Annotated in this window: 11 protein-coding genes and 1 pseudogene; 5 read left to right on the plus strand and 7 right to left on the minus strand. The window is 71.9% G+C overall.

All coding sequences use genetic code 11. The features are described from left to right. Nucleotides 1-459 (minus strand): annotated as a pseudogene (locus ABD211_RS24600) (hypothetical protein); the annotation flags it as partial. Then, the gene (locus ABD211_RS24605; protein WP_344136517.1) at nt 456-1,658 is read right to left on the minus strand and encodes a type VII secretion protein EccE; all 1,203 of its coding nucleotides are present in this window, start codon (nt 1,656-1,658) and stop codon (nt 456-458) included. The gene ABD211_RS24605 and the pseudogene ABD211_RS24600, both read right to left, overlap by 4 nt. A gap of 445 nt (nt 1,659-2,103) precedes the next feature. Between ABD211_RS24605 and ABD211_RS24610 the strand changes: the two genes are divergently transcribed. From ABD211_RS24610 to ABD211_RS24620, 3 genes are all read left to right on the plus strand, one after another. Next, the gene (locus tag ABD211_RS24610; RefSeq protein ID WP_344136519.1) at nt 2,104-2,304 is read left to right on the plus strand and encodes a hypothetical protein; all 201 of its coding nucleotides are present in this window, start codon (nt 2,104-2,106) and stop codon (nt 2,302-2,304) included. 84 nt (nt 2,305-2,388) lie between these two features. Continuing rightward, nucleotides 2,389-3,219 (plus strand): histone, encoded by an 831-nt coding sequence (locus tag ABD211_RS24615; RefSeq protein WP_344136522.1) that lies wholly within the window; start codon nt 2,389-2,391, stop codon nt 3,217-3,219. 46 nt (nt 3,220-3,265) lie between these two features. Then, entirely contained in the window at nt 3,266-4,708 is a 1,443-nt protein-coding gene (locus tag ABD211_RS24620) for an RNB domain-containing ribonuclease (protein WP_344136525.1), read from the plus strand. A 6-nt stretch (nt 4,709-4,714) separates the two neighbouring features. Here the strand turns inward: ABD211_RS24620 and ABD211_RS24625 are convergent, their stop codons facing one another. Together ABD211_RS24625 and ABD211_RS24630 are read right to left on the minus strand one after the other, a co-directional pair. Beyond that, entirely contained in the window at nt 4,715-4,927 is a 213-nt protein-coding gene (locus ABD211_RS24625) for a DivIVA domain-containing protein (protein ID WP_344136528.1), read from the minus strand. A gap of 79 nt (nt 4,928-5,006) precedes the next feature. Next, nucleotides 5,007-5,243, minus strand: a complete 237-nt coding sequence (locus ABD211_RS24630) for a hypothetical protein (RefSeq protein WP_344136531.1) — start codon at nt 5,241-5,243, stop codon at nt 5,007-5,009. A gap of 98 nt (nt 5,244-5,341) precedes the next feature. Here ABD211_RS24630 and ABD211_RS24635 point away from each other — a divergent pair, with 98 nt between their 5' ends. Next, entirely contained in the window at nt 5,342-6,208 is an 867-nt protein-coding gene (locus ABD211_RS24635; RefSeq protein WP_344136534.1) for a hypothetical protein, read from the plus strand. A 40-nt stretch (nt 6,209-6,248) separates the two neighbouring features. On the opposite strand, the gene panB is transcribed toward ABD211_RS24635, so the two are convergent. From panB to ABD211_RS24650, 3 genes are all read right to left on the minus strand, one after another. After that, the gene (gene panB / locus ABD211_RS24640; protein ID WP_344136537.1) at nt 6,249-7,085 is read right to left on the minus strand and encodes a 3-methyl-2-oxobutanoate hydroxymethyltransferase; all 837 of its coding nucleotides are present in this window, start codon (nt 7,083-7,085) and stop codon (nt 6,249-6,251) included. Between the two features lie 104 nt (nt 7,086-7,189). Continuing rightward, nucleotides 7,190-8,971, minus strand: a complete 1,782-nt coding sequence (locus tag ABD211_RS24645) for an NAD+ synthase (protein WP_344136539.1) — start codon at nt 8,969-8,971, stop codon at nt 7,190-7,192. A gap of 21 nt (nt 8,972-8,992) precedes the next feature. After that, nucleotides 8,993-9,745: a hypothetical protein gene (locus tag ABD211_RS24650; protein WP_344136542.1), complete on the minus strand. Its 753-nt coding sequence runs from the start codon at nt 9,743-9,745 to the stop codon at nt 8,993-8,995. 217 nt (nt 9,746-9,962) lie between these two features. Between ABD211_RS24650 and glnA the strand changes: the two genes are divergently transcribed. Beyond that, entirely contained in the window at nt 9,963-11,315 is a 1,353-nt protein-coding gene (gene glnA, locus ABD211_RS24655) for a type I glutamate--ammonia ligase (protein ID WP_344136545.1), read from the plus strand. Nucleotides 11,316-11,675: the final 360 nt, after the last annotated feature.

Below are 11,675 nucleotides of genomic sequence, written 5' to 3' on the forward strand. Positions count from 1 at the left end.
CCCGGCGGTCTGTGGCGCGACGGCGGCTGGCTGGCCGCCGCCGGGCGCCGACAGTGCCGCCGTCGGTCGGCCCGGGGCGGGTGTGGACGTGCCGGGGGCGAGCAGCGTGGAGTGCGCCGGCGGCTCGTACGCGGCGCGCGCCGGCATGCCGCCGCTGGGCAGCAACGGCTGCACGGTGGGGCGCTGGATGGTCGGGTTCGGATCGGCCGCGGCGGGCTGCGCACGCTGCACCGGCGGCGTGAACGTCTGCGCGGCGTGTGGCGGCTGCGACGCGTGCTGCCCGGGCTGCACGGCCTGTTGGGGCGCCTCCCACACGATGCCGGGCGGGCCCCACTGCTGCTGTGCCGGCGGCGGGCCGGGCTGCGGCGGTTCCGGCTGCGGCGGCGCGACGGACGGCCATTCGGCCGTCACGTCGGAGTCGCGGCGCGGCCGGCGGTCGTCGTAGTCAGGATGTGTCATCCGCCGCCACCCCCGGTCGGTGCGGAGGCGTACACGGCCAGGCCCTGTTCGCCATCGAGCGGGAAAAGACGGGCGTGCGCCCTGCGCACGCCCCGGTCCAGCTGTTGGCAGACGCCCGCGAGCTGGTCGGCGGGCGCGGCGAGGCGGACCAGGCAGCGCATGTCGACGTGCCGGTCACGGTCGCGCGGCACGAGGACGAGCGAGACGGTCGTGGCGGTGGCGGGCGCCTGGGTGAGCCAGCGCAGCAGCGCCGTGGCCTGCGTTGCCGGCGGCCAGTCGCGCAGCCAGTACGACCGGTGCGCGAGGTCGCGGGAGTGCCAGCGGGACCATTCCTCGCGCGGCTGCACGGCGGCGCCGTCCGACCCGGCCGGGGCGAGGTCACACACGTGGGCGAGGGCGCCGAGCAGCCCGTCGGCGTCCAGGACGTGGTGCCCGACGCCCGCGTGGCGCAGCGTCTTGGCCATCCGGCGGACCATGCCGGCGACGACGGACGCGGCGAGGTCGACGCTGCGGAACGGGTCGGCGCCGGACTCGGCGAGGCCCTGCTCGTCGAGCCGGATGACGACCCACGTCGTGAATTCGCTGGCCACGGCGGCGTCGCCGAGCAGCTGCCGGTATGACTGGCCGGCCGTCGCGGCGGTGGGCGCGGTGGGCACGGCGTGCGCGACGATCTGCAGCACCGTGCCGGGCTGACCGGTGTCGGTCAGTGCGGACAACAGGACCGATACCGGCACAGCGGTGGGCGCGTCGGAGGCGACGATGCTCTCGGGCGTCACCTCGACGGCGCCGAACCAGCCGGCCTCGTCGCGCGCGACGCCGACGGCCAGGCCGTCGGAGAGGGTGACGTTCTCGATGGCGAGGCCGGGCGCGAGGGCGCGCAGGGCGGTGAGCCGCGGCTCGCGGTGCGGCTCGACCGCGGCGCGGGTGCGGCGCCGGAACTGCGCCACCACCATGCGGTCCTGCACCCACCAGCGGCCCTTGCGGCGGGCCATGACGACGGACAGCATGCCGATCGCGGCGATGGCCGCGGCCGCGGCGGCGAGCAGCGACTGGCCGGCGGCGGCGAGCACCCCGACGATGCCGACCTCGACGGCGAGCAACTGCACCACGTGCACGGCGCCGAGCTGGCCGGGAACGCGGCGCGGCGCGAGCGAGGCGCCCGATCGGGCGGCGTTGGTGTCCGCTTCTCGCGTTGACATGGTCGCTCGACGCACTCCCCCCGGGCCCATCTGCTCAATCGCTGACGCGCTGCACGTCGCACCATCATAGGTACGGCGCGCCATCGGTCGATGACCCGGCAGGGGTGGTCCGGCCGCCCGGGTCGGCGTTCCGACGGTAGTGCCTGCGGCCGGGACGAGTCCAGATGTGACGGCCGTACGCGTCTACGGCCCCGCCGGGGGTGGTTCGGGCCTCGACGCGGCGTGGTTTTTTGGGGCCGGACGGGGCGGGCCGGGGACGCGCCCGGCGGCGCCGCTCAGCCCGCCGGTGCGTCGTGAATCCCTTGTGCCGCAACGATTTCCGGCCGAGGTGTGGGGGTTGCCGGGCTCGGGCATCATAACGAGGGATTACGTCTAATGTGGAAGTCTCGGCAAAATTTCGGATGAATGAGCACCATATGGGAGGTTCAGCGTGCATAGTGATGACATGAGAAGCGGCGTGGGCGCCAGGTACTACTGGTGCCTGTTCCACAACCGGGTGGAGACGGACGACAACGTCTGCCCCGGCCATCGCCGTCTCGGGCCGTACCCGACCGTCGCGGACGCGCAATCGGCGCTGACCAAGGTGGCCGAACGCAACGCGGAGTGGGACGCCGAGGACGCCCGTTGGACGGGCGAGCAGTCGTGACGGCAGCGTCACGCCGCCGAGGGGGGAATCCGGCGGTGGACAGTCGCCGGACGTACCCGACAGATAACGCCTGAGGAGGCAGAGATGGCCGTTGCGAAGAGGGCCACGACGAGACCGGCCGCGAAACGCGCGGCTGCCAGCAAGACCACGACGAGCGCCGCGAAGAAGACCACCGCGCGCAAGTCGGCCGCGAAGAAGGCGACGACCGCCAAGCGGACCGCGCCGGCCAAGAAGGCCACCACGCGGACGACGTCGGCCCGCAAGGCCACGGCGAAGCGCACGGTCTCGGCGGCCGCACCCGCGAAGAAGGCGGCGGTGAAGGCCACCGTCAAGAAGACGGCCGCCAAGAAGACGACGGCGAAGAAGACCACCGCCGCCAAGAAGACGACCGCCGCCAAGAAGGCGCCGGCGACGAAGAAGGCGACCACGGCCAAGAAGACCGCGCCGGCCAAGAAGGCGACCGTCAAGAAGACGACGGCGGCCAAGAAGACGACGGCGGCCAAGAAGACCACGGCCGCCAAGAAGGCGACGGCGAAGAAGACCACCGCCGCGAAGAAGACGACGGCCGCGAAGAAGACGACCGCGGCGAAGAAGACCACGGCCGCCCGGGTCACCGGGACGGCCGCGAAGAAGACCACGGCCGCCAAGAAGACCGCGGCGAAGAAGACCGCCGCGGCCAAGAAGACGACCGCCGCCAAGAAGGCGCCGGCCAAGAAGGCGGTCGCCAAGAAGGCGCCGGCCACCAAGAGCGTCGCCAAGAAGACGGCGGCGAAGCGGACCACGACCCGCGCCGCGGCGGCCCGCTCCACACCGGCACGCAAGACGGCGACCGCGGCGGTGAAGTCGACCGCGAAGCGGGCGCCGGCCCGCCGGTCGACGAGCGCGTCGCGGACCATGGCCCGTATGTCTTCCTGACGGCAATCGGATGCTATCGGGGCGGTAAGGCTGGTAAGAACGTGAGGTGGTTACCAGACTCGTCGCCGCCCCGAAAGTCGACTTCGCAGAGCTGCGCCGCGAGCTGGACCTGCCGACGGGCTTCCCGCCCGCGGCGCAGCACGAGGCCGAGGTGACGGCCGCGGGTCCGCTGCCGGCCGACCCGCGCCGCGTCGACCGCACCGACCTGCCGTTCGTGACGATCGACCCGGCCACGTCCCGCGACCTCGACCAGGCCGTCTGCCTGCAGCCGGGTGACCGCGGCGGCTACCGGGTGCACTACGCCATCGCCGACGTCACGGCGTTCGTTCCCGTCGGCGGCCCGCTCGAGCGCGAGACCTGGCACCGCGGGCAGACCGTCTACCTCCCCGACGGCAAGGTGCCGCTGCACCCGCAGGTGCTCTCCGAGGGCACCGCGAGCCTGCTGCCCGACGCCGACCGGCTGGCCGTGCTGTGGACGATCGATCTCGACAGCGACGGCGCCACCCGCGCGGTGTCGGTGACCCGCGCGACGGTCCGCAGCCGCGCCAAGCTCAACTATCCCGGCGTGCAGGCCGCCGCCGACACGGGCACCCTGCCCGAGCCCATCGCCCTGCTGCCCACGATCGGTCGCCTGCTCATCGAGCGCGGCCTCGACCGGGGCGCCATCAACCTGCCCATCCCGGAGCAGGAGGTCGAGCCCGACAATGGCGGCTACCGCCTCGTCCTGCGCGGCCCCGTCGCCGCCGAGGAGTGGAACGCCCAGATCTCACTGCTCACCGGCATGTCCGCCGCGCAGATCATGCTCGCCGGCGGCATCGGCCTGCTCCGCACGATGCCCGCGCCCCGCCCGGAAGCCGTGGCGTCACTGCGGGTGGCCGCCGCGGCCCTCGGGGTGGCCTGGCCTGACGGGGCCGGTCTCGGCCGCGTCCTGGCCACCCTCGATGTGGGTACACCGCGGGGAGCGGCCTTCGTGGACCGGGCAGCCGAGCTGATGCGCGGCGCGGGTTACGCCGCGTTCGACGGCACCCCGCCGGCGGATCCCGGCCACGGTGCCGTCGCCGCCCCGTACGCGCACGTCACCGCCCCGCTGCGCCGCCTCGCGGACCGGTATGCCACGGAGGTCTGCCTGGCCCTGCACGCCGGCGGCACCGTGCCGGCCTGGGCGCGCGCGGCCCTGCCCCGGCTGCCCGAGGTGATGAGCCGCACCGACCGGGTCGCCGGCACCGCCGAGCGCGGCGCCGTGGACCTGGCCGAGGCGGTGCTGCTGTCGGCCCGGATCGGCGAGGAGTTCGACGCGGCCGTCATCGACGTGGACGAGGGCCGCCGGGACAACGGCCGTCCGCGCGGCGGCGAGATCGTCCTGGACGAGCCGCCCGTGAAGGCGCGCTGCGTGGGCGACCTGCCGCTCGGCGAGCGCGTCCGGGTCCGCCTGACCACCGCCGACCCGCACCGTCGCCAGGTCGCCTTCGCGCTGGCTGCTCCGGCATGACGGGATTCACCGACCGGGCTCGTCCGTATCTGCCGCGGCCGTCCGGTGCAGGTAGTCCTCGACCTGAGGCCGGTCGTACCCACCCCAGACGACGGTGAAGGTCGTGTCGGCCACGATCTTCGCTGCGCTCGCCGGATCGCGGTGCACCTGCTCGACGACCGCGTCGACCTGGGCACGGTCGTAGCCGCGCAGCACCACTGTGAACTCGACCCGACCCATCGCGTGCCTCCCGGTTCTCGTATGCACGGAGTATGGGGGACGCGGGCCGGTCGGCGTGGGGTACCGGGTCGTCAGGAGCTCAGTCCGGACCGGGGCCCGATGAGTCGCCGCCGCCCGTCGCGATGTCGACCGCGGCGCCCAACGGCATCAGGCCGACGAAGAAGAGGACGATCGAGACCGCGATCTTGATCGCGATGTTCAGGTCGGACTGCCACGTCCACGTGCCCAGAGCGATCGCGAACGCGAGCAGTGCGAGCACGGCGAGGCCGAGGAAGAACACGTCCAGGACGCCGCCGACGGTGACTTTCCGCGCCATCAGATGAGTATGAGCGACGTCGATGGTCGCCCGGCCGCGGACTTGTGCGGAGCGCGGTGGGTAGGTCACGATAGGCCACCACTTTTATGGAGGCCGATGTGTTCCCTGGTCGTTCGCGGCTGCGTGCTGGTGTCGGGTTCGCCCTCGCGGCGACGCTGGCCATCGTTCTGGGCTGGGCCGCGCCGGCCTACGCGGCCGTGCCGGACCTCGTGGTTGACGCGTCGAACTACGACTCCGCTTCGCCGAAGTCCGCCGACGGGTGGTGTGAGGGGGGCGGGGCGGTCGGTGGCGGCGCCTACCTGTCGGGCGCCCCCGGCCAGGCGTACTTCACGGCGTTCGGCTTCGCGGCCGCCACCTTCTCCGACGGCGCCCGGGCCACGGCGGCCGAGGACGGCGACGGGTTCTCCGGCAGGTGGTCGGTCGCCGCGCAGACGCTGTGCTATCCGACCCGGCTGCCCACGTACCACAACCACTTCCTGGGCAAGCGGGGACCGTTCGCGTCCCTGGTGACCAACGAGGCTAGCTGCTACGAGGGCGAGGTCGCCCTGGCCGGTAACGCGCGCCTCTACTCGTCCGATGGGGGAAAGTTCTATCTGTCGCACCTGATCCCGTCCGCGGACCTCACCTCGTGGAGTGCCGTCGGGCGGGAGGATCCCCTCTACACGGCCGGGTCGGCGAGCCTGTACCTGGATCTGGCCTGCGTCAACGCTGATGAGCTGTCCGGCCTGGTCCGCGTCTCGGCCTCGACCGCCGCCGGCACGGACACGAACGCCCTGGCCGTCGCCAAGTGTCCGTTGGGCAAGTACCTCGTCGGTTCCGGGTTCTCGGTGGGCGGCGTCGGCATCTTCGTCGACGATGTGCGGATCAGCCCCACGGGGGTGAGCGTGGCGGCGTACGAGGGCCAGGCGGCAACCACCGCGAACTGGTCGGTGGTGGCCTACGCACTGTGCTCCTCGGGCTGGTGACAGGCCCGCCGCCGGCGCGGCGGGCCCATCGTCCGCGAGGTCAGAAGGTGTGTTCCGCGGCCGGGAAGGCGCCGTCGCGGACCTCTTCGGCGTAGCGGCGCGTCGCGTCCGTGAGGACGTCCGCCAGGTCGGCGTAGCGCTTGACGAACCGGGGCGCCTTGCCCGTACGCAGGCCGGCCATGTCCTGCCAGACGAGCACCTGCGCGTCGGTGTCGGGGCCCGCGCCGATGCCGATCGTGGGGATGTGCAGCTCGTGGGTGACGTGCTTGGCGACCTCGCCCGGCACCATCTCCAGCACCACGGAGAACGCGCCGGCCACGGCCACCGCCCGCGCGTCGGCGAGCACGTCGGCCGCCGTGTCGCCGCGGCCCTGCACCCGGTAACCGCCGATGGCGTGCTCGCTCTGCGGCGTGAAGCCGATGTGTGCCATCACGGGGATGCCGGCCTCGGTGATCGCGGAGATCTGGTCGGCGACCCGGCGGCCGCCCTCGAGCTTGACCGCGTGGCAGCCACCCTCCTTCATGAACCGGACCGCGGTGCGCAGCGCCTGCGCGGGGCCCTCCTCATAGGAGCCGAACGGCAGGTCCGCGACGACCAGGGCGCGCTTCGACGAGCGCACCACCGCCCGTACCAGCGGAAGTAGTTCCTCGGCCGTGATGGGCACCGTCGTCTCGTACCCGTAGACGTTGTTGGCGGCCGAGTCCCCGACGAGCAGCACGGGGATGCCGGCCCCGTCGAAGATGCCCGCCGTGTACTGGTCGTAGCTGGTGAGCATCGCCCACTTCTCGCCGCGCTCCTTCGCGGCGAGCAGGTCGGTGACTCTGACGCGTCTGGTGGCCGGCCCGCCGTACAGCGAAGCCACTTCCGGTTGGGACATGTGAGAACTCCTCGTCTGCCTCGAGGCCGCGTCCGCGGTCCCCGGGTCCTACCGCCGATGGTCCCATCGGGACGGGGCCCATCGGCGGCATTGCGGGGAATCTCTCAGCTGGTGCCCTCGCGGAAGCGGCTCGTGATGGGCAGCCGGCGGTCGCGCCCGAACGCCTTGATGGAGATCTTCGGCCCGGGCGCGGACTGGCGCCGCTTGTACTCGGCGAGGTCGACCATCCGCAGCACCCGGTCCACGATGGCGGCGTCGTGACCGGCGGCCAGCAGCCCGTCGCGGCCCACGTCGCCGTCCACGTAGTCGGCCAGCACCGCGTCGAGCACGTCGTACTCCGGCAGTGAATCGGAGTCGACCTGGCCGGGGCGCAGCTCGGCGCTCGGCGGCTTGGTGATCGAGTTCTCCGGGATGGGCGGCACCGCGTCGCGGCGGGCCGCGTCCGCGTTGCGCCAGCGGGCGAGCTGCCACACCATCGTCTTCGGCACGTCCTTGAGCGGATTGAACCCGCCCACCGAGTCGCCGTACAACGTGGAGTAGCCGACCGCCAGCTCGCTCTTGTTGCCGGTGGTCAGCACCAGGTGGCCGTCCTGGTTGGAGTGCGCCATGAGGATGATGCCGCGCACCCGGGCCTGCAGGTTCTCCACGGCGAGCCCGGACAGCGCCATGTTGGCCAGGAACGCGTCGACCATCGGCTCGATCGGCTCGGTGAGGTAGTTCAGCCCGGTGCGCTTGGCCAGGTCGGCGGCGTCGTCGCGGGAGTGCTCGCTGGAGTAGCCGCTGGGCATCGAGACGCCGTAGACCCGCTCGGGGCCCAGCGCGTCCACCGCGATGGCCGCGACGACGGCGGAGTCGATGCCACCCGACAGGCCCAGGACGACGGTCTTGAACCCGTTCTTGCGCACGTAGTCGCACAGCCCCAGCACGAGCGCCTGCCAGATCTCGGCCTCGTCGGTGACCCGCTCGGCGATGTCGCCGCGCCTGCGGTCGGTGTCGTAGGCGGGACGGTTGGCGACCTCGGTGCGCGCGATGCGCATGGGGCCCAGGGCGCCGTGCGGCGCGTCCAGGTCCGCTGTGGGCAGATCCAGGTCGAGTACGACCAGCTGCTCGGCGAACTGGGGCGCCCGGGCGAGCAGCGTCCCGTCCGGGGCGACCACCATGGAGTCGCCGTCGAAGACCAGCTCGTCCTGCGCGCCGACCATGTTGAGGTAGGCGACGGTGGCGTTGGCCTCCCTAGCGCGCCGCTGCACCAGCGGCAGCCGCACGTCGTCCTTGTTCAGCTCGTACGGCGAGCCGTTGATGTTGACGACCAGCCCGACGCGCGCCTGTCCGGCGGCGGTGAACGGCCCGCCGGCCTGCCAGATGTCCTCGCAGATGGTCAGCGCCACGTCGACCGGGCCGCCGTCGGCGTTGACGCGCACGACCCGCAGGGTGTCGCCGGGGACGAAGTAGCGGTCCTCGTCGAAGACGCCGTAGTTGGGCAGGTGGTGCTTGAAGTAGCGGGTGACGACCCGGCCGTCGTGCAGGACGGCGCAGGCGTTGCGGGCGCCCCGGCCGGGCACGGTGTCGGCGTCGGGGCGGGTCGGCCCGTCGGCGTCGAGGTATCCCACGATCACCGGCAGGTCGCCGAGGCCCTCGGCCTGCAGGTCGGTGGCGAGCTGGGCCAGGCCGGTGGTGGACGCGCCCACGAAGGAGCTGCGGAAGACGAGGTCCTCCACCGGGTACCCGGTGAGCATCATCTCCGGGAACGCCACGAGGTGGGCGCCCGCCTCGGCGGCCCGTCGGGAGACGTCACGCACGATCGCGGCGTTGCCGCCGATGTCGCCCACGGTCGGGTCGACCTGGGCCAGGGCGATGCGGAGCCGGACGTTCGGGGCACTCGTCATGACCCGATTGTCACTCAAACTTCAGCTGATCGCGCCTGTGGCGCCCACGAACAGGCTGAGTGCCACGGCCAGCATCGCCACCTGGGCGGGCAGCTGGCTGAAGGCCCGCAGCACCCGGCTGAACGAGTGCAGCAGGTGCCCGGACGCCTCCAGCGTGGCGGGAACCGAGCTGGCGGGGGCCGGGATGGCTGTCACCGGGGCGGTGGCCACCGGGATGTGGGCGGTGCCCCGGGCGGGGACCGTCTCGTCGCCGCCCGTCTCGTCGCGGTCGTCGGTCCCGTCGGCGTCGTCCGAGGGCTCGGCCGGCAGGCCCGGGATGATCTGGGTGACCTCGTCGGACGGTGCCGCGCCGAGCGCCGCCAGGTCGAGGTCGGCGGGGCGCAGGTCGCGTTCGCTGGTGCGGGCGAGCCGGTCGACCATCCGGACCCGGCCGCGCATCTCGATGATGATCACCCAGGTGGCCCCGGCGGTGACGAGGCCACCGAGGAGCATCATGCTGAGGGCGATGAGATCGCCGACGTTCGGGCCGGCGCCGTTGTTCGCGTCGGAGTCCGCCATCCGGTAGAAGACCAGCCAGATGGGTAACGAGACGAGGGCGAGCGCGACCAGGATGACGAGCGCCGACGTGTACGCGAACCTCGGTTGCCACACAAGATCGTGGCGGGGGTCACGGGCGGCGGCCTGTCGGCGGATGACGCGGGTCAGCTCGGCAAGTGCCGAGGCGTTGGAGGAGGGGGCTTGACCTGGCGGAACGTGCGCAGGTTGAGTACCCACCGTGTGACCTCCCCAGGAGGTGAAATGATCGGTAGAGGGATGATAGGAGTCCCGGCCTGTCCTGGGAAGTGGCTGTTTTCCGAATCATCCCTGAGGGATCCGGTCGAGTAACGTACCCGTAATAGCGTCGCGGAACACTCGCACGGTGGATATCCAGACGTGGGGAGACTGGCCCGTGACGAGTCCCGCACAACCCTGGCTAAGCAGGAGTAGAGACATGGACCGTCAGCAGGAGTTCGTGCTCCGTACGCTGGAAGAGCGCGATATCCGCTTCGTGCGGCTGTGGTTCACCGACGTGCTCGGCACCCTCAAGAGCGTCTCGGTGGCACCGGCCGAACTGGAGGCCGCCTTCGAGGAGGGCATCGGCTTCGACGGTTCCGCCATTGAAGGTTTCGCCCGGGTCTATGAGTCCGACATGGTCGCCATGCCGGATCCGTCCACGTTCCAGGTGTTCCCGTTCGAGGGCGGCGCGAGCGGCGAGAGCGCCCGCATGTTCTGCGACATCCTGCTGCCCGACGGCTCACCGTCCTGGGCGGACCCGCGCCATGTCCTGCGCCGCGCCCTGTCGAAGGCGGCTGAGAAGGGCTTCACCTTCTACACCCACCCCGAGATCGAGTTCTTCCTGCTCCAGGACGTGCCGGCCGACGGCAGCGTGCCGACCCCGGTCGACGCGGGCGGCTACTTCGACCACACCACCCACCTGGTGGCCCGCGACTTCCGCCGCCAGGCGGTGCTCGCCCTCGAGCGCATCGGCATCTCGGTGGAGTTCTCCCACCACGAGGTCGCCCCCGGCCAGCAGGAGATCGACCTGCGGTACGCGGACGCCCTCACCACGGCCGACAACATCATGACGTTCAAGCACGTCGTGAAGGAGGTGGCGCTCTCCCACGGGGTGCACGCCACCTTCATGCCCAAGCCGTTCACCGACCAGCCCGGCTCCGGCATGCACACCCACCTGTCGCTGTTCGAGGGCGAGCGCAACGCGTTCCACGACGCCGCCGACCCGATGAAGCTGTCCAAGGTGGGCCAGGCGTTCATCGCGGGCCTGCTCACCCACGCCCGGGAGTACACGGCCGTCACCAACCAGTGGGTCAACTCGTACAAGCGGCTGTTCCCCCAGGCGATCGCGGACCGCATCACCGAGTCCCCGGCGTACGTCTGCTGGGGACACCTCAACCGCTCGGCGCTGGTGCGCGTGCCGGCCTACGGCAAGCCCAACTCGGCGCGCGTCGAGGTCCGCTCGCTGGACAGCGCCACCAACCCCTACCTGGCCTTCGCGGTGATGCTGGGCGCCGGCCTCAAGGGCATCGAAGAGGGGTACGAGCTGCCCCCCGGCGCCGAGGACGACGTCTGGTCGCTGTCGGACGCCGAGCGCCGCGCCATGGGTTACGAGGCCCTGCCGCAGAACCTCTCCGAGGCCCTCGACGTGATGGCCAGCTCGGAGATCGTGGCGGAGGTCCTCGGCGAGCACGTCTTCGACTTCTTCCTGAAGAACAAGCGCGCCGAGTGGGAGGACCACCGCCGCATCGTCACCCCCTACGAGCGCCAGCGCTACCTCGGCGTCCTCTAACGCGTCGTCACGCGGGCGTTTGGACCGTTACACAGGCAATCCCGCCCCGCAGTAACGGGCGTAACGGTCCAACGTCGGCGTAGTCCGGGCGCGCTCGGGCCGATGTGACACCCAGCGGGCGCTTCCGCGCGGCGACCCGCCACGTGTGCACATGTGGCGGGCTGGGGCGCCTGCGGGCTCGCCACATGTGCGCATCTGGCGAGGGGCGGTGCGCCTGTGGTGGCAACAGTGCACATCTGGTGGGTTCGGGCGCCGGTCACCTCGCCAGATGTGCACTTTTGGCGGGGGTGCGACGCCCTACGCTCGGAAGATGTGCACTTCTGGCGGGCGCGGCCCTCTCCTGCCTCGCCAGATGTGAGC

The organism is Luedemannella flava (assembly GCF_039528515.1).
In the GTDB taxonomy this organism is placed as follows: Bacteria; Actinomycetota; Actinomycetes; order Mycobacteriales; family Micromonosporaceae; genus Luedemannella; species Luedemannella flava.

Excerpts from the sequence above, each read along its gene's own strand:
- ABD211_RS24610 (WP_344136519.1), top strand. The coding sequence starts at position 2,104 with ATGAGAAGCGGCGTGGGCGCCAGGTACTACTGGTGCCTGTTCCACAAC.
- ABD211_RS24625 (WP_344136528.1), bottom strand. The coding sequence starts at position 4,927 with ATGGGTCGGGTCGAGTTCACAGTGGTGCTGCGCGGCTACGACCGTGCC.
- glnA (WP_344136545.1), top strand. The coding sequence starts at position 9,963 with ATGGACCGTCAGCAGGAGTTCGTGCTCCGTACGCTGGAAGAGCGCGAT.
- ABD211_RS24615 (WP_344136522.1), top strand. The coding sequence starts at position 2,389 with ATGGCCGTTGCGAAGAGGGCCACGACGAGACCGGCCGCGAAACGCGCG.
- panB (WP_344136537.1), bottom strand. The coding sequence starts at position 7,085 with ATGTCCCAACCGGAAGTGGCTTCGCTGTACGGCGGGCCGGCCACCAGA.
- ABD211_RS24605 (WP_344136517.1), bottom strand. The coding sequence starts at position 1,658 with ATGTCAACGCGAGAAGCGGACACCAACGCCGCCCGATCGGGCGCCTCG.
- ABD211_RS24645 (WP_344136539.1), bottom strand. The coding sequence starts at position 8,971 with ATGACGAGTGCCCCGAACGTCCGGCTCCGCATCGCCCTGGCCCAGGTC.
- ABD211_RS24630 (WP_344136531.1), bottom strand. The coding sequence starts at position 5,243 with ATGGCGCGGAAAGTCACCGTCGGCGGCGTCCTGGACGTGTTCTTCCTC.